Annotated in this window: 19 protein-coding genes and 1 pseudogene; 13 read left to right on the top strand and 7 right to left on the bottom strand. The window is 26.8% G+C overall.

The features are described from left to right. Nucleotides 1-16: 16 nt before the first annotated feature. Nucleotides 17-1,492: a glycoside hydrolase family 32 protein gene (locus tag HMPREF0216_RS11330; protein ID WP_005214368.1), complete on the top strand. Its 1,476-nt coding sequence runs from the start codon at nt 17-19 to the stop codon at nt 1,490-1,492. A gap of 68 nt (nt 1,493-1,560) precedes the next feature. On the opposite strand, the gene HMPREF0216_RS11325 is transcribed toward HMPREF0216_RS11330, so the two are convergent. Continuing rightward, a complete protein-coding gene (locus HMPREF0216_RS11325) occupies nt 1,561-1,818 on the bottom strand; it encodes a hypothetical protein (RefSeq protein WP_234088835.1) in 258 nt (85 codons plus the stop codon). 139 nt (nt 1,819-1,957) lie between these two features. On the opposite strand from HMPREF0216_RS11325, the gene HMPREF0216_RS11320 reads away from it, so the two are divergent. The 9 genes from HMPREF0216_RS11320 (at nt 1,958) to HMPREF0216_RS11280 (ending at nt 15,354) form a co-directional block, all read left to right on the top strand. Further along, nucleotides 1,958-2,335, top strand: coding sequence for a hypothetical protein (locus HMPREF0216_RS11320; RefSeq protein ID WP_005214366.1), 378 nt, complete (start codon nt 1,958-1,960; stop codon nt 2,333-2,335). A 481-nt stretch (nt 2,336-2,816) separates the two neighbouring features. Continuing rightward, nucleotides 2,817-4,703 (top strand): endonuclease MutS2, encoded by a 1,887-nt coding sequence (locus tag HMPREF0216_RS11315; protein WP_005214365.1) that lies wholly within the window; start codon nt 2,817-2,819, stop codon nt 4,701-4,703. A gap of 173 nt (nt 4,704-4,876) precedes the next feature. Continuing rightward, nucleotides 4,877-6,289, top strand: coding sequence for an MATE family efflux transporter (locus HMPREF0216_RS11310; RefSeq protein ID WP_005214356.1), 1,413 nt, complete (start codon nt 4,877-4,879; stop codon nt 6,287-6,289). Between the two features lie 355 nt (nt 6,290-6,644). Continuing rightward, nucleotides 6,645-8,567: an OPT family oligopeptide transporter gene (locus tag HMPREF0216_RS11305; RefSeq protein ID WP_005214355.1), complete on the top strand. Its 1,923-nt coding sequence runs from the start codon at nt 6,645-6,647 to the stop codon at nt 8,565-8,567. Continuing rightward, nucleotides 8,560-8,904 carry a hypothetical protein gene (locus tag HMPREF0216_RS11300; RefSeq protein ID WP_005214353.1) on the top strand — a complete coding sequence of 115 codons (345 nt, stop codon included), beginning with the start codon at nt 8,560-8,562 and terminating at the stop codon, nt 8,902-8,904. The genes HMPREF0216_RS11305 and HMPREF0216_RS11300 overlap by 8 nt, the downstream gene beginning before the upstream one ends. Nucleotides 8,905-9,280: 376 nt before the next feature. Further along, on the top strand, nt 9,281-9,859 hold the full coding sequence (locus HMPREF0216_RS11295; protein ID WP_169317578.1) for an MgtC/SapB family protein: 579 nt from the start codon (nt 9,281-9,283) through the stop codon (nt 9,857-9,859). A 233-nt stretch (nt 9,860-10,092) separates the two neighbouring features. Next, entirely contained in the window at nt 10,093-11,277 is a 1,185-nt protein-coding gene (locus tag HMPREF0216_RS11290; RefSeq protein WP_005214346.1) for a M20 metallopeptidase family protein, read from the top strand. A gap of 45 nt (nt 11,278-11,322) precedes the next feature. Beyond that, nucleotides 11,323-11,973 (top strand): helix-turn-helix transcriptional regulator, encoded by a 651-nt coding sequence (locus tag HMPREF0216_RS11285; protein ID WP_005214345.1) that lies wholly within the window; start codon nt 11,323-11,325, stop codon nt 11,971-11,973. Between the two features lie 156 nt (nt 11,974-12,129). Next, the gene (locus HMPREF0216_RS11280) at nt 12,130-15,354 is read left to right on the top strand and encodes a ligand-binding sensor domain-containing protein (protein ID WP_040419773.1); all 3,225 of its coding nucleotides are present in this window, start codon (nt 12,130-12,132) and stop codon (nt 15,352-15,354) included. A 156-nt stretch (nt 15,355-15,510) separates the two neighbouring features. On the opposite strand, the gene HMPREF0216_RS11275 is transcribed toward HMPREF0216_RS11280, so the two are convergent. Continuing rightward, entirely contained in the window at nt 15,511-16,305 is a 795-nt protein-coding gene (locus HMPREF0216_RS11275; RefSeq protein ID WP_005214343.1) for a Cof-type HAD-IIB family hydrolase, read from the bottom strand. Nucleotides 16,306-16,510: 205 nt separating this feature from the next. Here HMPREF0216_RS11275 and HMPREF0216_RS11270 point away from each other — a divergent pair. Then, nucleotides 16,511-17,670: pseudogene (locus HMPREF0216_RS11270) on the top strand (iron-containing alcohol dehydrogenase). A gap of 114 nt (nt 17,671-17,784) precedes the next feature. On the opposite strand, the gene HMPREF0216_RS11265 reads toward HMPREF0216_RS11270, so the two are convergent. From HMPREF0216_RS11265 to HMPREF0216_RS11255, 4 genes are all read right to left on the bottom strand, one after another. Next, entirely contained in the window at nt 17,785-18,411 is a 627-nt protein-coding gene (locus HMPREF0216_RS11265) for a biliverdin-producing heme oxygenase (RefSeq protein WP_005214340.1), read from the bottom strand. Nucleotides 18,412-18,650: 239 nt separating this feature from the next. Continuing rightward, the gene (locus HMPREF0216_RS18140) at nt 18,651-18,797 is read right to left on the bottom strand and encodes a hypothetical protein (RefSeq protein ID WP_005214338.1); all 147 of its coding nucleotides are present in this window, start codon (nt 18,795-18,797) and stop codon (nt 18,651-18,653) included. 6 nt (nt 18,798-18,803) lie between these two features. Further along, a complete protein-coding gene (locus HMPREF0216_RS11260; protein ID WP_005214336.1) occupies nt 18,804-19,310 on the bottom strand; it encodes a TatD family nuclease-associated radical SAM protein in 507 nt (168 codons plus the stop codon). Nucleotides 19,311-19,331: 21 nt separating this feature from the next. Then, nucleotides 19,332-20,162, bottom strand: coding sequence for a pyridoxamine kinase (locus HMPREF0216_RS11255; protein WP_005214334.1), 831 nt, complete (start codon nt 20,160-20,162; stop codon nt 19,332-19,334). A 268-nt stretch (nt 20,163-20,430) separates the two neighbouring features. On the opposite strand from HMPREF0216_RS11255, the gene HMPREF0216_RS11250 reads away from it, so the two are divergent. Together HMPREF0216_RS11250 and HMPREF0216_RS11245 are read left to right on the top strand one after the other, a co-directional pair. Then, nucleotides 20,431-21,240 (top strand): MBL fold metallo-hydrolase, encoded by an 810-nt coding sequence (locus HMPREF0216_RS11250; RefSeq protein ID WP_005214333.1) that lies wholly within the window; start codon nt 20,431-20,433, stop codon nt 21,238-21,240. Between the two features lie 21 nt (nt 21,241-21,261). Next, on the top strand, nt 21,262-22,632 hold the full coding sequence (locus HMPREF0216_RS11245) for an MATE family efflux transporter (protein WP_005214331.1): 1,371 nt from the start codon (nt 21,262-21,264) through the stop codon (nt 22,630-22,632). 400 nt (nt 22,633-23,032) lie between these two features. Here the strand turns inward: HMPREF0216_RS11245 and HMPREF0216_RS17155 are convergent, their stop codons facing one another. After that, the gene (locus HMPREF0216_RS17155; RefSeq protein WP_147576262.1) at nt 23,033-23,455 is read right to left on the bottom strand and encodes a hypothetical protein; all 423 of its coding nucleotides are present in this window, start codon (nt 23,453-23,455) and stop codon (nt 23,033-23,035) included. Nucleotides 23,456-23,943 lie beyond the last annotated feature (488 nt).

Here is a 23,943-nt window from a genome sequence, read left to right as displayed (position 1 = left end):
ACGAGGAGAAATAATAATGAAAGAGTGGACAAGAGAAGAAAGATATAGAACAATTTTAGATGCATCAAATGAAGAAATAACAAAATTAAAAGAAATAGTAGATAGTTGTTCATATAGACAAAAATTTCATATTCAACCTACTACAGGACTGTTAAATGATCCTAATGGATTTTCTTATTATAATGGTGAATATCATTTGTTTTATCAATGGTTTCCATTAGGGCCTGTTCATGGAATAAAGCATTGGTATCATGTTTCTTCAAAAGATTTAGTTAATTGGAAAGATTGTGGAGTTGGAATAATTCCTACTGAATACTTTGAAAGTCATGGAGCATTTTCAGGAAGTGGTATAGTTGAAAATAATAAACTTCATTTATTTTATACAGGAAATACAAGAAATGAAGAATGGATAAGACATCCATATCAATGTTTAGCTATAATGGATAGTAATGGCGAAATAACAAAGAATAGTGAAGCTGTTATAAAGGATTTACCAAATGGATATACAGATAATTTTAGGGATCCTAAGGTGTTTAAAGATAATAATAAATATTATTGTTTAATTGGAGCTGAAAGAAAAGAAAATTTAGGAACTATAGTATATTATGAATCAAATAATTTATTAGATTGGAAGTTTAAAGGAGAAATAAAAACAGATTTCTTTGGTAATGGATTTATGTGGGAATGCCCAGATTATTTACGTTTTGATAATAAAGGAATACTTATATTTTCTCCACAGGGCTTAGAAGCAGATGGAGATAAATATCAAAATATATTCCAATCAGGATATTTAATAGGAGATAAAATTGATTTTTCTAATGGAGAATTCAATCATGGTAATTTTAATGAATTAGATAGAGGATTTGATTTTTATGCTCCTCAAACTACTGAAGATAAACACGGAAGAAAAATATTAGTTGGGTGGATGGGATTACCAGAGATAGATTACCCTACTGATAAAAGTGGATGGGCTCATTGTTTGACTATACCTAGAGAATTAGAGTTAAAAGGTGATAAATTAATTCAAAAACCAGTAAAAGAATTAGAGCTTCTTAGGGGGGAAAATCTAAAATATTCATATACATTAAATAATGAAGAAAAAGATATAGTTGGATTTAATGAAAAAACGTATGAGTTTATATGTGAGTTTAGTAATTTTACTGGTAAATATGTTGGGGTAAAACTAAGAAAAGGTATAGATGAAGAAACTGTATTTTATTATGATATAGAAAATAAAAAGCTTGTATTAGATAGAAGTAAATCAGGAGAAGTATTAGCAACAGAATATGGCACAGAAAGAAAGTGTGAATATAACGCTGAAAACTTAAAAGTTCAAATATTTGTGGATACTTCATCAGTTGAAATCTTTGTTAATGATGGGGAAGAAGTATTTACTTCAAGAATATTTACAAAAGAAATAAGTACAGGAGTAAGTGTATTTGCAGATAATAATACAAATGTAGAAATTAACTTATGGAAAATCAATATTTAATAAATTAATTTTTAAAATAAAAAAAGTGACATGCTAATCTTTTTAGAGTATACATGTCACTTTTTTTATTACTTTATTCTATTGACATCCTTTAAAAGTTTCTCAAGTTTTTCTACTGATGTAATTCTTTCATTACATTCAGAGCTATTCAAGCAAACATGAAAACCTAATGATTTATAATCATCTACATGTCGTGCTTTACATATAGGAGAAACAAAAGCAATTTCATTTTCAGAACCAATATGATTACAAAGAGAACAAATATTAGTACTCTTTGAGATAGTATTAGGAAGTCTACAAGCCATTCCTAAAAGTTTACCATCCATATTATACAATGTTAGCATCTACACAATTTATAAAAGCACAAGATAAATCAAATAAACATTTTCTATCTAATCTATTTTAATATTTCACCTCTTTTTTATAAATGAATATTATATTAATTAAAAGGGGGGTGATTTATAGATGGCATTAGAAGTAGTAGGTTTTTATAGAGATTCAAGGTCTTTATATGAAGAATGTAAAAAATGCCAATCTTATCATGCGATTATAGTAATGAAAGATGGGAGTATGTGTGATGGAATTATTGAAGAAGTAAATGATGATAGTGTTACTATATTAGTTGGTGAAAATGTAATAGAAAAAGAATGTGCGGAAGAAGCAAATAGGCAAGGACCATTTGGTCATGGACAGCCAGGAGGGTTTAGACGTTTTAGAAGAAGAAATTTTCCAATGAGGAATATAGATAGAGTTGGGCCATTGAGATATCCATATATTATACCGCCATATCCAATTTATCCATACCCTTACCCTTATCCATATCCTTACTATCCTTATATTTAGCTTTTATAATATAAAAGTATAAGTGAAATTAAGACTTGTAATTTCTTCAATTAAAGTTACACAAGGTATACTTCTACCAACTAGAGTGAGTAGTGAATTTCTTTATGAAAAATGAAAATGTGATTTGGTCTCTAGGATAAATAATAAGAAATATTGACAACATATATTATATATTTTAATATACTATAAGTGATAGATTTCAAAAAAAGCGAGGTATTTTTGTGAGTGTTTAGTATCAAATAGTTAAATTAAATATTGATTCCTAAAAAATTAAGGTATTTATACCTTTATTTGTTGTGGAATTAATTATAACTAATTGATACAAGTCCACGAATTTACTTCAGAGGTAGGAGTCTACCTTTATTTAAAGTTGAGTTTTAAGCTGTGGAAGTATCCACAGCTTTTTTTATATTTAAGTTATGAAATCTATCAGGATTTCGTTGACTTGTATTTATATTTGATACAAGGAAGGAAAATAAAAATGGATAAAATGACATTAGAAAAATTGAATTACGATGAATTAAAAGAGTTAGTTAAAGGGTATTGTGTAAGTGGTTTAGGAAAAGCCTTAATTGATAAACTTGAGCCAAGTAATAATTTAAAGATTGTTAATAGAAGGTTAGATGAAACATCAGAAGGACGAAGACTTTTAGATGCTTCATATCATATACCCCTTGTCGGAATATTTAATGTAGTACCATATATTGAAAAAATTGAAAAAGGTGCATCTTTAGATCCAGAAGATTTAGCTATTATGTCTGACTTTTTAAGAGGATGTAGAAAAGTAAAGCTATTTATAAAAGATAAAGAAGGATATGCACCAACATTAAGTAGCTATGGAGAGAGTATTACGGATTTGAGTTATATTGAAGAAGAGATAAATAGGTGTATAAGGGGTTCTATAGTTGACTCTAATGCGAGCAAAGAGTTAAAGAAAATTAGAAGATTAATAGATGATTGTGAAAATAAGATAAAAGAAAAGTTGGATAAATTTTTAAAAAATAGTGAAAATAAACAGTATATACAAGAATTTTTTATAAGTAAGAGGAATGGAAAATATACGATTCCAATAAAATCATCATATAAAAATTATGTACAAGGGACCATTGTTGAATCATCATCAAAGGGGACAACAGTCTTTATGGAACCAACTACAATTTCAAAGCATACATCAGAGTTAGCTATTTTAAAGGTAGAAGAAAGTATGGAAGAATATAAAATATTAGGTATGCTTACTGAAATGCTTAATGAAAAAATAAGAGAAATAAAAATTAATATTGAAGTAATAGCTGAATATGATATGATTTGGGCAAAAGCAAAATATAGTAATGATATTAATGGGATTAAGCCGAAATTAAATGAATATGGATATATAAAAATTGTAGATGGAAAATATCCATTATTAAAAAATCCAGTACCACTTAATTTTGAAATCGGTAATGATTATAGAGCACTTATAATAACAGGGCCAAATGCAGGTGGTAAAACAGTAGTTTTAAAAACAGTAGGAATATTAACATTAGCAACACAATCTGGATTTCATATACCAGCTAAAGAGGGCACAGAAATTTCAGTATTTAATAAAATATTTGTTGATATTGGAGATAATCAAAGTATAGAAAATGCTTTAAGTACTTTTTCCTCTCATGTTAAGAATTTAGCGGATATAATAAAACAAAGTTCAAAGTCTACATTGCTATTATTTGATGAGATAGGAAGTGGGACAGAACCAAATGAGGGAGCAGCTCTTGCTATTGCTATTTTAGAGGAGTTATATCATAAGGGATGTATTACAATTGCAACTACTCATTATGGAGAAATTAAAAATTTTTCAGAGGAGCATCCTCATTTTGAAAATGCAGCAATGGAGTTTAAAAAGGATACACTTGAACCATTATATAAGCTTCATATTGGAAGAAGTGGTGATAGTAATGCACTTTATATTTCTAAAAGGATGGGAATTTCAGATTCTATTATTGAAAAGACTAAGAAATATATAGAAACAAAAAAATATAATTATGATTTAATAAATTCAAGTAAGCTTACAAAGAAAAAGGAAGAAATACAAGAAGTAGATAGCAAGTATAATTACTGTATAGGTGATAAAGTAATACTTTTAGATAATAATGAAAGTGCTATAGTCTATAAAGAGTTAGATGAATTAAATAATTTAACTGTTTTTTATAAAGGTGAATTTATCGATATTAATTATAAAAGAATAAAATTAGAAATATCAGCTAGTGAGTTGTATCCTGAAGGTTATGATTTAAATCAATTATTTACAAGTTATATTGATAGAAAACTTGAACATGATATTGCTCGTGGGTCAAAAAAGGCTTTAAAAAAAATAAGAAAGAATTCATTATAAAATAAAGAGAAACTTCTTGATTGACTTTTTTTACCAATAGAAGTAAAATTAAATTAGTCGAGTAGCAAAAGTGCGTAAATCCAGATTAGGGATTTACGCACTTTTTTATTTATTGGTTATGGTAGCTTATCCGTTAAAAGACTCCGTAATATTGATGATAGGAGGAAGAAGCTATGGAAAAAGAGGTTTCAAAGAATAAGATGGGGGTTGTGCCTATAAAAAAACTCATGATAACAATGGGAATGCCGATGATTATATCTATGATATTACAAGCGCTTTATAATATTGTTGATAGTTATTTTGTAAGTAATATTTCAGGCATGGGTGATTATGCAGTAAATGCACTTACATTAGCATTTCCTATTCAAATGTTAATGATTGCAGTAGGTGTTGGTACAGGTGTTGGAGTTAATACATTGTTATCTAAAAGTATTGGACAAGGGGATAGAAAAAAAGCAGATTATATTTCCGGTAATGCAATTTTTATTGGAATATGCATTTATATAGTATTTTTAATATTTGGTTTATTTGGAGTTAATGCTTATATTACCTCACAAACTACAGATATTATAATAATTGAAATGGGTAAATCATATATTACTATTTGTACAGTATTATCCTTTGGCGTAATTGAATTTATGATATATGAAAAGCTATTACAAGCAATAGGAAGAACTACATTATCTACAATGGCTCAAGTTATGGGGGCTCTTTCTAATATAATACTTGATCCAATATTAATTTTTGGACTTTTTGGATTACCAGCAATGGGAGTAAATGGAGCAGCATATGCAACTGTAATAGGGCAAATATTATCTTGTGTTTTAGGATGTATTTTCCATCATAAATATAATAAAGATATTGATGCAAAACTAAAATATTTAAAACCACAAAAGCATATTATTTATGAAATATATAAGGTTGGTATTCCTGCAATTGTAATGCAAGCGTTGATGTCTATTATGACATATGGTGTAAATATTATTTTCGGTACAATTTCTATTGCTGCAGTTACTGCTTATGGAGTTTATTATAAAATTCAACAGTTTGTTTTTTTTGCAGCATTTGGAATGAATAATGCTATGATTCCAATTATAGGATTTAATTATGGAAAGCGTGATAAGAAAAGAGTTTATGATGGAATTAAATATGGAATGATATACACATTGATAATCATGACTATTGGTATAGTAGTACTTCAATTATTTGCACATCAGTTAATTGGAATATTTGCATTATCAGAGCAAACACAGAGCTTATGTATTAGAGCAATAAGAATAGTTACTATAGGGTATTTATTTGTTGGTGCAAATGTAGCATACCAAGGTATTTTTCAAGCTCTTGGATGTGGTGTACATTCTTTAGTTCTTTCATTAATGCGTCTGATTATTATTGCATTACCATTAGCATGGATATTAACAAAACTACCTAATTCTCAAAACATTGTATGGATGGCATTCCCTATTGCTGAAGCTTGTGCTTTTATAGTAGGCGTAATATTTATGAAACAAATTTCTAAGAGAAAGTTATACAAGATTGATGAATCAAATAAATACAATTTAAATAAAAGAGAAAGATTAGTATAAAATATTATAGATTTTTAATAGCAATAGTAATTAAATAATTCTAATAATAAAGATATATTTAAGTGATTTTCATTTAAGTATATCTTTTATTTTTAATTAATATAGATAAGGATATCCTATTATAAATAATAGTGTACTTGAAAAATATGAAAGAAGATAGCTATAGATATTGATGTTAAGTATCTATGGTTATTTTTGATTTAATTACATTTATAAAATAAATAGTTAAAAAGTAGTTTAATTGAAGTATTTTTAGAAATTATTTTATAAAAAAATATAATCTCTAATTATGTTAAATAATAAAATGCACATACTAAATATATTGCATCAATAAAACAAAGGAAGGAGATTATATATGAAAAACAAATTACCTAAAGAAGCTTATGGTGGTGTGCATGGAAAAGATTATGTTCCGTATATAACTGATAAATCAAAGCGCGGAGCCAATGTTTCTGTACTTATAATTGGAATAGTATTAGCTACTATATTTGCGGCATCTACTGCTTATTCTGGTATGAAGTCAGGGTTAACTGTTGCAGCCGGAATACCAGGAGCAATAATAGGTTCAATGCTTATAGGAGCTTTTGCTAAAAGTAAAGGAATACTTGGAAAAAACATAACTCAAGGTATGTCAAGTGGTGGAGAATCTATCGCAAGTGGTGTTATTTATGTATTACCTGCAATTATATTAATAGGAAGCAAGGTAACTTTTTTAGAAGGTATAAGTGTAGGAATAGCTGGAGCTCTATTTGGAATAGGGGCTTTATCATTAGTTTATAATTACTTAATTGTTGAAGAGCATGGAAAACTTATGTATCCAGAATCTATGGCTATATCAGAAACTCTTGTTGCTTCAGAAGCAGGCGGAGATGCTATAAAATTTATGGGAATTGGTTTTTTTATAAGTGGTATTATAAATGTTTTAACAAGTTCATTTTTAAACTTAATTAATAATACTATTACCTTTGTAGGAAGCAAGTTTTACAAATGGAAATTTTCTACTGAAGTAAATCCACTTTTATTAGGTATAGGTTTTATAGTTGGGTTAGAGGTATCTTTAACTATGTTTGCAGGATCAATACTAGCTAACTTTGGAATTACACCTTTGATAGGTTATTTTACAGATTTAGCAGATAAAAATGTGCACTCATGGAATGATGCTACAGTACTTCTTCATCAAATGGAAGTAAACTCAATAGCAGGAAGTTATGTTAAATATATAGGTGCAGGAATGATGCTTTGTGGTGGTATAATAGGTGCAATAAAGCTTATACCAACAATAATTGTATCTATAAAAGAAACATTAAAGGCAAAATCAAGTAAAGATGATAGTAAAGAAAAAAGTTCAGGTGAAATGATAATACTTTTAGCTGGGCTTTCAATAATAATTGTATCAGCATTTTTAATTTCTCAAGGGGCTACAATGGCTATAGTAGCAGCTATTGTTTCAATAATATTGGCTTTATTATTTGTAATAGTTTCAGGTCGTTTAGCAGGTACAATAGGAACATCAAACCTTCCTGTATCAGGTATGACAATAGCTTCATTAGTTATACTAACATTAGTATTTGTTATAATGGGATGGAAAGGGCAAGCAGATAATAAATCATTGCTTTTATTTGCAAATTTTATGGTTGTTGCTATATCAGTAGCAGGAGGATATAGTCAATCTCAAAAAGTAACATATGTAATAGGTGGAAGTAAAAAAGAAATGCAAAATTATTTTTTAATAGCTAGTATAGTTGGGGTTATTGTTGTTACAGGAACAGTAATGGTACTTTCAGATCAATTAGCTATTACAGGAGCAGATGCACCATTTGCACTTCCACAAGCAAATTTAATGTCTACATTAACTTCTGGAATAATGCAAGGTAATTTACCTTGGCCTATGATTATAGTTGGTGTTGTTATGGCTTTATTCTTATTCTTATTAGATTTACCAATAATGACTATTGCCATAGGATTTTATTTACCTATATCAACAACATCTATAATATTAGTAGGTGCATTAATACGTGTGTTTATTGAAAAAATCAGCAAAGATGAAAGAGAAAAAGAAGTTAAAGTGGCCAATGGAATAAGCCTATCTTCAGGTCTTGTTGCAGGTGGATCTATAATAGGGCTAGTAGGGATAATATTACAAGTTAGTGGTGTTATAAAACCTAGAATTCCAACAGGATTCGCTGGTGGAAATATGATGGCTATAATATTATTAATTATTTTAGTTATAGCTACAACCATACCAATTATGTCATCGAAGGTAAAGAATAATGAATAATAATGAAGAAGTTTTAAATATAAAGTTTAAAATCTGTGATAATATTGAGTATGAAGTAGATAAAGAAGGTATAGTTACTATTTTTGAAAAACAAGACCATAAAATTCAAAAAATTTTTAGAAGATTAAAGTTTAAAATTCCTATGTACAAAACTATTACTTTCGACCAATATAGTAGTGAAGTGTTTATACAAATTGATGGAAGTAAAACTGTTAAGGAAATAGGGGAATTATTAGAGAAGAAATTTGGTGAGAATGTATATCCCCTTTATGAAAGATTATTAGTTTTTTTAAATCATATATGTGTAAACTGTAAGTATATTCAGAGGACAGAATAAAGGAGATTATATAGTAAATCCTAAACTCGTTTGAGTTTAGGATTTATTTTTATAAAAAGAAATTATAATTAATAGTTTAATTAGACAGAAAAGTATTTTTCATATAGTATTATTAACATATATTGTAAAGGCGTAATATGATAAATTTATCAATACAGATATGATAGTTGTTTAATAAAAGCCCATTTAGTATAGAAAAAGTTTTAAAAATTATTTTAATTATAAAGTTTAGATTAAGGTAGATGAGTATTTATATGCTAGGAGAGTTAATGAAAAATTTAGATTTAAAAGTAGCAATAGAAGTATCAATAAAAATTATATTAGGTGTAATACTTACAGGGTCTATAGGATATAATAGAGAAAAAAAGGCATGGTAGTGGGGATAAGGACTCATGTTATGGTTGGACTTGTTGGATTGCTAATTCAAATAACTTCTTTAGAATATTATCGTGTTAATGGTGGATCAAATGATGTATTTAGATTAGCAGGGCAATATATATCAGGTATTGGATTTTTAGGAGCTGGAACAATATTAAAGGATAAAAGAAGTATAAAAGGATTAACGACAGCTGCTTCAATTTGTTTAGCTGCAATTATTGGTCTTGCTGTAGGGTCAGGAATATATATATCATCTATAGTAATTACTATAGTAGCTTATGCTTTTTTAAATGATATATTTAAAATAAAGAAATTAATAATAATTAAGAAAAATTCACATGCACATATAGAGGTAGGTATAAATGGCAATATAGCAATCTCAGTAGAAAATATAAAAGAGATGATAAGAAGCTCTGGGGCAGATATAATATCAATTGAAGTGAGAAAGGAAGCAGAAAAACGAGTAAATCTTAGGTTTAAAATTAACCTTGATGATGAGTTAGATATTAGTGATGTTTTAACGGATATAGTTTCTATAGATGAAGTAGATAAAGTAGAGTTAATAGAGCATCAATAGATAGAGTTAAAAAGGAAATAAAGCATATTTGAGAAAAAATTAAAAGTTAATAAAATATTATAAAAGTATTAAATAAAAGATTATAAAAAGTTTTAATAGTGACTTTAAAAGGAAATACTATTTGGTATATAAATTTATTTTAAAATTACTATAAATAATGACAATATATGTCGTATTTGCGAGGTAGTATATAAATAAATTGATAACATAAAATAGTAAAGTGAGGTCTTAGTATGAATAAATTTATGGAACAAGCTAAATCAATAAAAGATGAAATAGTAGGATATAGAAGAACCATCCATCAAAATCCTGAAGTTGGGGCTGAATTACCAAAGACAAAAGCATATGTAATAGAAAAGTTAAAGGAATTTGGATATGATCCAAAGGAGATATGTGAAAGTGGTATAGTGGCAACAATTGAAGGGAATAAGCCAGGAAAAACATTTTTATTAAGAGCGGATATGGATGCATTACCAATGGCTGAAGCAACTGAATGTGATTTTAAAGCAAATAATGGCTGTATGCATTCATGTGGACACGATATGCATACAGCAATGCTTTTAGGAGCAGCAAAGTTACTTAAAGAAAATCAAGATGAAATAGAGGGAACTGTTAAATTAGTATTTCAACCAGATGAAGAAGGATTTACTGGAGCAAAAAAAATGTTGGAAGCAGGAGTTCTTAATAACCCAAAGGTTGATGCAGCTATGGCAATGCATGTGCATTCTGGTACTCCTTCAAATGTTGTATTATGTGGTTTAGGAACTAGTATAGCTGGGTGTAACAGATTTAGAATAGTTGTAAAGGGATTAGGCTGTCATGGAGCTATGCCAGAGCTTGGAGTAGATCCAATAAATATAGCAGCTCATATATATATATCTTTACAAGAAATTATATCTAGAGAAATATCAGCTACAAAGCCTGCAGTTGTAACAATTGGAAAATTTGTAGGTGGAGAAGCACCAAATATAATACCAAATGAAGTTATTATGGAAGGTACTATAAGAAGTTTAGATAAAGAGGTTGGAGAATTTATATTTAATAGAATGAAAGAAATAGTAGAATCTACTGCTAAGATGTTTAGAGGGGAAGCTGAATTAATAGAATTATCATCAGTACCACCATTAGCTAATGATACTGATTTAGCTAAGGAAGTTACTTCCTACATAAAAGATTTATTAGGCGAAAAATCAGTGTGTTTATTTGAAGGTGGAGGAATGGGATCAGAAGATTTTGCTTCCTACTCATATGAAGTTCCAAGTGTTTATCTTATGTTAGGTGCTGGTACAAAGCAAGAAAACTCTTTATATGGTGAACCTATGCATAATGAGAAAGTAGTGTTTAATGAAGATATATTAGTTACAGGTGCAGCAATGCATACATATTGTGCTATTATGTGGTTAAAAAATAATAAATAAATTAGAAATATAATTGAATGTTAGGAAGTTGGAAAGGTAGTAGTAATGAGATTGTTAGAAATTGTATTTTATCTCTTAAGAAGCAACTGTAAAATTACAATTAAGGAGCTTGCAAGCGTATATAACGTATCAACAAGAACAATACAAAGGGACTTAGATAAATTATCAGTTTTAGGTATTCCAATAATAATTCATAGAGGAAAAAATGGTGGAATAGAAATAGATAATAATTATATAATAAGAAGGCAAATGCTAAGATATAATGATTATGAGTCTTTAATGCTTGCACTATATATTTGCGAAAATATAAGTAAAAATTTAGAGCAATCTCTTTTAATTGATAGATTTAAGATTGTAGATGAAAAGAGATGTTCTAAGATATTAAATAAATTACAGGAACGTTTTATAGTAGATTTGTATGAAGAGAAATTTGATAGCGAAAGTGAAGTTTGTAAGAAAATCGATAAAGCATTAGATAACAAAACTTTTATAGAGGTAGAGATAAATAGGGGTAAAATATGCATATTTCCAATTTCTTATGTTTTAAGACAAGAAGGATTATGTTTATATTATTATGATGAAGAATATAAGCTTATTCCAATAAAGAATATAGATAATGTTGTATTACTTAATAAGAGTTATAATGGTAATATAATAAGCTATAATGATAATAAAAAAAGTTTAAAAATAGTGTAAATAAGAAGTGAAAAATAAAAATAAGACACATTATGTACAAATAAGACATAATGTGTCTTATTTGTATGATATAATAACAATACTTTTAGTAAAAAATGTAAGTATATTCAATAATTTATGATATATACCATTATAATGAAAAATAGAGAGGGTGCTATGAGTAGAGAACTAAAAAAAATATTATTATTTATGATGATATTTATTATTTTATTAAGTAATGGCAATGTGGTTTTTGCTAATCAATTAGAAGGTGATAATAGTTTACTTATAGAAGAAAAAATAAACTTTAATAATTTAACTACAAAAGATGGATTATCTAGTAATCTTATAACTGATATTTATCAAGATTCACTAGGATATATTTGGATAGGGACTGAAGATGGACTTAATAAATACAATGGAAATATGGTGGTAAAGTATAATTATGAAATTAATAATAAAAATAGCCTTACTTCGCCATATATAACAGCTATAAATGAAGATAAATATGGAGACATGTGGATAGGAACTGATTGCGGATTAAATATTATTAATAGGCAAGAAAGTAATATAATAAGAATATGTACAAAGGAAGAAAATAATTCAGGATTATCTAATTATGAAATAACTTCAATATATAGAGATAGTAATGATACTATGTGGGTTGGAACTAAAAATGGATTGAATAGATATGATGAGAAAAATAATAAGTTTATAAAATACTATTCAGATGGAAGTAGTACAAGCTTAGATAATAATCATATAACTTATATAAAAGAAGATGATAGAGGAAATTTATGGATAGGAACTAAGGATGGAGCAAATATTATAGATTTAAAAACAAATTATATATCCAATAATAAAAGTAAATATAGTAAATTAGAATATATATATGAAATAGAGAAAGATACAAAGGGTAATATTTGGATATCTAGTGAGAGTGGCATAGTTGTTTTAAACGAAAATAATGAACTGAATGATTATAATGATGAATTACGCAATTATAATATTGATATTGAAACAAAGGTATTATGTGATAGTAATAATAATATATGGTTTTATGGTGATAACGGTTTAATGAGATACATACAAGATAGTAATGAAACAAACATATATAATACCAGTAATAGCCATTTAATAAGTAATTCAATAAGATGTTTGTATGAGGACAGAAGTGGAGTTATATGGGTTGGTAGTAATAAAGGAATCAGCATATTAAATATTAAGCAACAATTTAGTAACAAAATAAATAATATTTTTAAAAAATATGGAATATCAGAAAGTAGTATAACATCTTTTTTACAAGACATTGATGGAGATTTATGGATAGGTACAGAAGAAAATGGATTAATTTATTTTGATAGAAAGGAAAAGAGTATGCTAAGATTTGTTCATGATGAGAATGAGGAGATTTCATTATTAAGTAATAAAATAAAATATATTTTAGAAGAGTCTAATGGTAATATAATAATTTGTACTGAAAAGGGTGTAGATGTAATTAATAAAAAAATGAGAGAGCACTATATATACGCTTATGATGAATACAATAGAAACCTTTTTTTAAGTAAAGAGTTTAAAACTATAAATGATGGAAATTATACATGGGCAGCTACAATAGAAGGACTTTATAGGGATACTAATGGAACTCATGAAGTAACTTATTATAGGGATGATTTTATAAACGCAGGTATTAATAATTATGAAATATATGATATTTTTCAAGATAAAAGTGATGAAAATATTCTTTGGCTAGCTGGAGGAATAGATGCTGGATTAATAAAGTTTCATAAAACTAAAGGAATAATTAAAAATTATTTAGCAAATTCAGAAGATAATTCATTAAATTATGATTATATAAATTGTATTCAAGGAGATGAAGAAGGTAATATTTGGATAGGTACTAAAGTAGGATTAAATAAATTTAATATCGAAGAAGAAACTTTCACTAAATATTATGAAAAAGATGGTTTAGGAAGCCATTATATAAATAGTATAATTATAGATGATAATGAAGATATATGGTTAGGAACAAGTAATGGATTAAGTAAATTTATTATTAATGAGAATAGGTTTATAAATTTTAAAGAAGTAGATGGAGTATGTGGAAATCAATTTAATGAAAGAGCTGCATATAAGACTAAAGAGGGGCAGTTACTATTTGGGACAACTAATGGTGTAGTTTCATTTGACCCTAATACTATAGGGGAAATAACTCCTATAGTAGATAAAGTAGTCTTAGATACTCTATGGATAAATAGGAGTTTATATATAACTGACGGAGAAACCCTTGAACTTAATTATAATGAAAATACTATATCGTTTGCATACTTTCTTCCTAATTATACAAGGATAGGTAACATAACTTATTTGTATAAAATGGATGCAATAAATGAAGAATGGAATGTTAGTAATAAAGAGGGTTATGCAGTTTATACAAAATTAAAACCAGGTAAATATACCTTTAGAGTTAAAGCAGTTAAGAGTGATGGAAGTTTAACAGAAGAATCTACTATAAATTTTATTATAAAGAAGCCATTTTGGCAGTCAAATATAGCATATTGTTTATATCTAGCCCTTTTCATGTTAGTAATTTTTTGGGGAGGATATAGGCTTAAATTTTTAAAAAAAATAGTAGCTAATCAAACAAAAGAGATAAATCGGCAAATGGAAGAAAATAAAAAGCTTTATGAGCAGAATATTAGAAATGAGCAGTTTAAAAATGATTATTTCGTTAATTTATCTCATGAATTAAGAACACCTATAAATATAATTTTATCAGTAATTCAGTTACTAAATTCTTTAGAGAAGTCTGGAAAGGATACTGATAAAAAAACATCACATTATATGGGGGTAATAAAGAAAAGCTCTAATAACTTATTAAACATTATAAATGATATTATAGATAGCTCTAAAATTGAATCAGGTGCTTATAAAATAAATAAAGAAGAAAATGTTGATATAGTATATTTAGTGGAGGAGACTGCATTAAATATGAGTGATTATATAAAAGAAAAAGGAATAGAATTAATTATTGATCCTGAAGTTGAAGAAATGTTAATTAGTTGTGATCCTAAAGAAATAGAAAGATGTATTATTAATTTAATTGGAAATTCAGTTAAGTTTACAGAGCAAGGTGGAAAAATTGAAGTTTTAATTAAAAGAGATGAGGAGACTGTAAGTATTTCTATAGTAGATAATGGTCTTGGAATATCTAAAGATGATCAAGAGTTTATATTCAAGAGATTTGAGCAAGGAAAGAATTTTAATTCCACTAAAGTAAGTAGCAGTGGAATAGGATTAACATTGGTTAAATATATTGTGGAGTTACATGATGGACATATTACTTTAGAAAGTGAATTAAATAAGGGAAGCAGTTTTACAATAATATTACCTGTAAATTAGAGTATATTAATAGTAAATTTAAATTTTAAAAAATATATAAATAATTATTTAATAGATTAAAAATAATTAACAGTAGATATAAGTTATTTAAAATAGCTGTATCTACTGTTCATTTAATTTATTATAGATTTAAATAAAAGTTAATAATAAAGTTATTTATATTAGGTTATAATGTGCTAGTGCAGAATAAATACCATCATTTAATAAATCTGTAGTTATATAATTTACATATTCAAATAATTGAGGATTTGAATTACCCATAGCGATACTATTTTTTACATATTGAAGCATTGTTAAATCATTAGTACTATCGCCAATTCCAAAAGTATTTTCAAAATCAATATTTAAATGATTAATTATAAATTCAATTCCTGTGGCTTTAGAACAACCCTTGGGAGCTAGTTCATAAAAGTCGTCAGCTCTTTTTATAAAATCTAAAGTATCTTTAAATTCTTGAAAAAATCCTTCAAAATTACTATATTCAGTTATAAATAAAACAAGTTTATCAACATTTAGGTTATGAGAATCCCAAGTTAAATCTTCATAAGTACCTTCATGCTTATGAGCTTCAATAATATTAAGTACCTCTTTATGTTTTATATTATATAAATAATCATAATATACACCGTCAATACTTTCTAAAGCTGCATCTAGCTTGTACTTTTTTAAGCTTTTAATAAGTTTTTTTGTAAAGTCAATTCCTAAGCATTTATGATAGAGAGTTTCATTATTATATTCAATATAAGTTCCACAGCCACAAATAAATCCATCAAAATCTATTTCTTTTTTTAAGTTTTTAATTTGGCATAGCGTTCTTCCTGTATTAATAAAAGCTAAATGACCATTTTTCCTAGCAAGCCTTATAGCTTTTTTAGCACTATCAGGAATTATATGAGTTTTTTCATCAATTAGAGTACCATCAATATCAAAAAATATAATACTTTTATTCATAAATTAAACAACCACCTTTAAATATCATAGATATATTTAAGTATATATTATGTAAGAAATAAGGGCTATAATAAAGCGAGAAGTTAGTAATTGTTTACAAGTTAATATGTAAATTTTTCTAAAAATATAAAAATAATATTGCTTTAAAGCATAGAGTAGAGCAATAATAGTATTAAAGGTTTATATATTTGAGGAGGAAGAGAAGTTGGAAAATTTTAATTTTAAGGCATATAGTGAAATGATATTTGGAAAAGGACAAATTACAAATTTACCAGAAGTAATTAGTAGATATGGGAAAAATATTTTACTTGCTTATGGTGGAGGAAGTATAAAAAGAAATGGAATATATGATAGTGTTAAGAAGTTATTAAAAGACTATAATATAATTGAACTTGATAAAATTGAACCTAATCCAAAGATTGAAACTGTAAGAAGAGGAGTTAAGCTTTGTAAGGAAAATAATATTGATGTTATTTTAGCTGTTGGAGGAGGAAGTACAATAGATTGCGCTAAGGTTGTAGCAGCAGGAGCTTTTTATGATGGAGATCCATGGGATTTAGTAACAAATCCAGAAAAGATAGATAAAGTTTTACCTATAGTAACTATTTTAACTTTAGCAGCTACAGGTTCAGAAATGAACGGGAATGCCGTTATTTCTAAGATGGATACTAATGAAAAGTTAGGTACTGCAAGTGTAAATATGAAACCACAAGTATCTATATTAGATCCAGAATATCTATATACATTACCTAGTATTCAAACAGCAGCAGGTACAGCTGATATAATGTCACATGTATTTGAAAGTTATTTTAAAAAGACAGAAGGTGCATTTGTTCAAGATAAATTCTCAGAAGGATTGTTAGAAACTTGTATAAAGTACTGCCCAATAGCTCTAAAAGATCCTACAAATTATGAAGCTAGAGCTAATTTAATGTGGGCTAGTTCCATGGCTCTAAATGGGTTATGTGGAAGTGGTAAGCCTGGAGCTTGGACTTGTCATCCAATAGAACATGAATTAAGTGCTTTTTATGATATTACACATGGGGTAGGGCTTGCAATAGTAACTCCAAGGTGGATGAGATATATTTTAAGTGAAAATACGGTAGATAAATTTGTAGATTATGCAATAAATGTATGGAAGCTAGAACCTAAAGAAGATAAATTTGCTTTAGCAAATGAAGCAATTGATTTAACAGAAAAATTCTTTAAAGACTGTGGAATTCCTATGACTTTAAAAGAGGTTAATATTGATGAAACTCATTTTGATGAAATGGCAAAGGGAGCAGTTAACATGGTTCTTTAGCTTACGCTTATGTTCCATTAAATGAAACTGATGTTAAAAAAATATTAGAAATGTGTCTATAAAAATATAAAGAATAATTTAGATAAAATATTTTATATTATAAAAAGTGATGCTCTAAAAGTTAGAGCATCACTTTTGGTATATTTAAACCATAATAAATATAAGGTTGAAAGGTTTTATTTTAACTTAGCATCTAATTCATTTGATATAGCAAGATTATAAATATAAGCATTATTAACTTCGTTAATAAAATCAATTTTCATTTCATCAGATAAATTAATTTCGGCTAACATATTATGATATTTCATAACATATCCTCTTAAATCATTAATTTCAGGGAATTGATAGTAGTTTAATCCTTCATTAGATATTTTATAGCTTGTACTTAATAGTGAAAGGAATGTTCTACCACCAAATAAATCAGCTAAAAATCTTGTATACGCATATGCAACTACAAGCTCAGGCTTAGTTTCTGATAATTCTTCTATTTTTGCAACACAAGCTTCTGTAGAAGCTAATAATTTCATTGAATTTAATTTATCACCTAATAAGAACTCTAAATCTTTTCTTATAAGCTTTGAACGATATAACTCTTTTGTAACAAATGGATTAATTACAGCATTGTTTTCATTTTTATCTAATGCATCCTCAATAGCTTTATACATTTTTTCTAAATTATAAATGTATTCAGCATATCCTTCAACTGAAGCAATTCCATCAACTAATTTCTTTATATATCCAGTATTTTCTGCCGCACTATGTAATAGTGAAGTTTTTTCTCTTATATCCATCATAAATTTCATTATATTCACCTCATTATTTAATAATCACTTTAATAACAATATATATTAACAGATAATTATTATCAATTGCGATGTGGAGGTGAATTGATTTAATTCAGAGTTAAATACTAAGATATGCTCTTGTTTTCTTTAATTTTCTTAATATATTAATAATGTATTAAAGTAATTTTGTTAAATATAAATATAAAAAAATAAAAAGTGCATGTTACGTAATTTAAGTAACATGCACTTTTTACTTTTTATTCTAAAGGTCTAACTCTTAATTTTACACCTAAATTATCACAAATTTTTTGACAAGCATTAATTTCGTTTTTGCCAATACAATCTACTACTGAAAGAACTACATTTGGTATATAATTTTTACAATCTAATGCAAATTTTTTCATAGCTTCTTAAGATTTTATTCCAAATTTACTTTGTGTTAATTTATAATATTCTTCTTCAGTAGAAGCATTAAGGCTAATAGATACTGTATCTATTAAATCTTTTAAAAGTGGAGCAATTTTTTTATTATTTATTAAATCGCCAAGTCCATTAGTATTTATTCTTATTTTAGCTTTAGGATTTTTTTCTTTTATATATTTTGAAATTTTAACTAAATCATTAATCCTTTCAGTAGGTTCTCCAAAGCCACAGAATATAATCTCATCACATTTAGATAAATCGATATTTTCAAATTCGTTAATTACTTCTTCAACAGTTGGTTCTCTTTTTAACCATAAACTATTGCTTTCGGACATTTCTTTTGTTTTTCTTAAACAAAATGTGCAAGCACAAGGACACAAGTTTGTTAAATTAATATATATATTTTTCTTTATCCCTCTAGCGGTCATTTCATCTAATGTTATATTTCTTAAACTAATATAATTCCCATTATCTACAGTATATAAAATAACCATATTACCCCTACCTTTTATATATTATTTTAATTCGCTTAAAAATTCTTCAAAACAAACTCCATAGTTAGGAGGCAAGTTTAAATCATTAGTAAATTTTAATGATTTACTAATAAAGCTAGTTGCTTTTTCAACACATACTGAAAAACTTTCATTTTTAACAATGCTACCAGATACAATAGATGAAAAAACATCTCCAGTTCCTGGTCTATCATCTCCGATTTTTTCAACCTTTATAACTTTGTAAGGTTTATCGCTTTCAAATATAAAGTTCTCTATACAGCCACCTCTTTGTAATCCAGTAATAACTATTTTATTAGGACCTTTATTAGAAAGGTTTTTACATAGAATATACAATTCTTCATGATTTGGTGTTTCATTTGGATAAGGCACGTCCAATAGTTTGCAAAGCTCAGTGAGATTTGGAGTTACTACATCTGCATATTTAATTAAATCCTGCATTTTTTTGCACATTTCATCAGTGTAAGTAGAATATAGTTTTCCATAATCGCCCATTACAGGATCAACTATGACTATATTATTTTCAGTTTTGAACTTTTCTAAAAATTCTACCACAATTTCAATTTGTTCTTTAGATCCTAAAAAGCCAGTACATATTCCATCAAAATTTAAATTAAGCTTTTCCCAATTATTTATATATTCTTTCATTTTAGGAGTGTAATCTTCGAAGAAAAAATTATCAAATCCAGTGTGATTAGATAATATAGCTCTAGGAATGAAGCAACATTGAACTTTAAGTATTGAAATTATAGGTAATGCCACAGCTATAGAACATCTGCCAAAGCCGGTTACATCATTAATAAGTGCTATTTTTTTTTGATTAAATTCTCTCATTATTTCACATCCTTTAAGTAATAATTATAAAAGAAGAATTTGTAAAAAGCAATTTTTGAGAAAGTGTATCGATACGAATATAGTATAATAGTAATATTTAAGTAATTGCTCTATTCATGTGATAATTAGATATAAATTAAACAATAAATATTAATTTAGAAGTTAGATTAAATTAAATATTTATTAGTATTGATTTTGTAATTAGCAGAATTAATGTAATATATTATTTGATATGTAAGAAAATTTATACTGGAAAGAGGTACATAATATGAATGTGGAATTAATTATGTTAGGAACAGGTTCAGCTATGGTAACAAAATGTTATAATACCTGTTTTGCATTGAGAAATGATGAAGAATATTTCTTAGTAGATGCTGGTGGTGGTAATGGAATACTGGCACAATTAGAGAAAGCAGAAATTAGTTATAAAAATATTAAAGGAATGTTTGTTACTCATGGACATACAGATCACATAATGGGAGCCGTATGGATAATAAGAAAATATGCAGCTTTAATGAATGAAGGAAAATTTAAAGGTGAATTTAATATTTACGGACATAATGAAGTTGTTAATATTTTAAATACGTTAAGCAATATGATGTTAACTAAAAAGTTAGTAAAATTTATTGGCAATGGAATTAATATTTGTGAAGTTTGGAATGAAGATAAAATTGATGTTATAGGAATGAGTATAGAATTTTTCGATATTGAATCTAGTAAAGATAAACAATTTGGATTTAAAGCAATTCTTCCAAATAAAAAGACATTAGTTTGTCTTGGAGATGAACCCTACAATGAAGTTAATAGAAAGTATGTTGAAAATTGTGATTGGCTACTTTCAGAAGCATTTTGTTTATATGCAGATAGACACATATTTAAGCCATATGAAAAAAATCATAGCACACCTATTGAAGCAGGAAAGCTTGCAAAAGAACTTAATGTAGAAAATTTAGTTTTATATCATACAGAGGATAAAAAGCTTTCTCAACGTAAGAAGCTATATACTGAAGAAGCAAAGTCAGTATATAATGGACAAGTGTTTGTTCCAGGCGACTTAGAAAGAATAGAGATTCTGTAACTGAAAGAAAGGAACATAGCAGTGGATATAAAAGAAGTTTTAAATGCTAATATATTTAAAGTTTGGGCTAGGTTTATAATAGCATCTGTAGTTGGAGTAGTATTAAATACAATATATACAGTAGTTGATGGAATATTTATAGGACAAGGTGTTGGTGAAGTTGGACTTGCTGGTGTAAATATAGCATGGCCTGCTGTAACTCTTATTGTGGGAATTGGACTTATGATAGGAATAGGTACAAGTAGTATAATGGCTATTTATATGGGAAAAGGAAAAAATGAAAAGGCTGAAAAAGCTTTAGGAACTTGTATTAGTTTAATTATAATTATTGGAATTATAATTACTATATTAGGAATTACTTTTAGGAACCCCATAATAAAAATATTAGGGGCAACTTCAGATACTATGCAGAGTGCAACTGAATATTATACAATAATATTTATAATAGCAATACCATATATGTTTTCAACAGCATTAAATCCTATAGTTAGAACAGATGGAAGACCAGATTTATCAATGATGATGATTGGTGTAGGTGCTATAGCAAATATAGTATTAGATTGGTTATTTGTTATGAGGTTAGGATTTGGAGTAAAGGGTGCAGCAGTTGCTACAAGTGCAAGTATAGTAATATCAATGACTGTATCCTTATATCATTTTATAAAAGGAAAAGCTACTATAAAGATAAAAAGAAAAAATTTAAGGATAAATATAGAATTAGTAAAAAGAATATTTAAAATAGGATTTGTAAGTTTTGCAATACAAATATCATATGGAATTATATTATTAACACAAAATAGAACTATGTTTTTATATGGAAATACTGTAGATGTGGCTATATATACAGTGGCAACATATATAAATTGCTTTTTAGTAAATACATGTATGGGGATAGCACAAGGATTGCAGCCTTTGATTGGATATCATTATGGTGCCAAGAAAATAAAAAGGATGAATCAATTTGTTTATATAACAATATCTATATGTGTTGTAAGTGGTATTTTAGTTTATACAGGTATATTTATTTATGGTAGAGAAATTATTAGAATTTTTGGAGTAAGTCCTGAAAATATAGAATTTGCATATCGAATGATACTAATTTATTGTATTGGAAGCCCTTTTATAGGAACAATATTCACTATGAGTGGATATTATCAAGCAATAGGTAAAAATATTTATGCAAATATAATATCTATAGGAAGAGGATTTGTATTTCAATTTATATTTACAATAGTATTACCACCATTTATAGGAACTGTAGGGGTGTTTTTATCTTTGCCATTAGCAGAATTAATCACACTTATTATATTAGGAAGTATATTAATAATAGAAGTACGCAATAATACTATAGAAAATTTTAATGATACAAGAGAAGCTATAAATGTAAGATGATATAGGATTGATTTTTAAATAAAGAATATAATAAGGTTGATTTAGAAGGAGACTTAGATCCAGAAGGTGAAAAGTTAATTTGTAAATATGCAAAAGAAAAGTTAAATAGTGAATTTATATCCAAGGGATAGAAAAAGATTAATACCATAAGATTAAATTATAAAATTTAAGAGATTGAATCAAAATTACCGATTTAAGATATTGTGGTTGTATTTTGATACAATCTCTTATTTAACTATTGGCTTTGTTTTAAAATAATGTTGAAATAAGTATAATATAAAGGGATGTCCATCGGACATCCCTTTAAATCGCAATAGTTTAAAATTGTTCCTCATATCTACTAAATAAATTAGAGTATATTATAAAAAATAGAACCCTTGATAATATATTCTAATTATCTTTAATAGTAATCATTGTTTTCAGCAAGTATTTCTGGAGGAATTTCATTATTATAAATTTTTTTCATCAATAGAGAGTTTATTGATTTATTATATATATAAGTGGCTTCATCCCTTGCAGTTAAAAATCCTACAATCCTGATATTATATTGTATATTTTTGTTAATAACCTTAATTTCTTCTGGTTTTGAGAATAATACACCCATAGAGCCAAATGATAAAGTAAAACCTAAAGATATAATTACTGGAGTTAGAATTATAATATTTTTTAAGGCTACTACTTTACCGCTATTCTTCTTAATGCTTTCCTGGATGATTTTTATACTTATTATAAACAATAAAAGTATTGCTGAGATTAAATTAGCAAAACTAATTATAAGAATTATATATGAAACTGTTCCTTTAAAATAAATGTTATTATTCATAAATATATTTTCAATTATTATAAAAATTAAAGTTAATATATAGATACTTATTGTAATTCCTATATATATTTTTAAAAATAGATTAAATTTTAATGATAAATATTTATATATTTTAAACAAGATAAAACCTATAGTACATAAACATAGATTAATTAAAATCATATAAATTAGGTTTACTTTATATATATTTGTTATATTACAAATTATTTTCAATAGTGGTGATAATATCAATAAAAATCCCCAAGTTAAAACTGCAAATAGCATTTTTATATCTATTTCTTCGATTTCATATTTTTCTAATTTCTTTTTCATAGTTTCTCAACACTACCTCCATTTACTTTTACGAATAGTAATTTAATTCTTCTTTATTAGAGCTAATTAGCGAAAGTATTTTTTACTATTCTTAACCAGGTAACTTTTGGTCACAATATTTAACGATTGTTCATCAATCATTATATTAATTGTACACCAAAAACAGTAAAATTAAA

This window comes from Clostridium celatum DSM 1785 (genome assembly GCF_000320405.1).
GTDB lineage: Bacteria > Bacillota > Clostridia > Clostridiales > Clostridiaceae > Clostridium > Clostridium celatum.
Note: the sequence above shows the minus strand (reverse complement) of the source record. Positions and strands in the feature narration are given on the sequence as shown.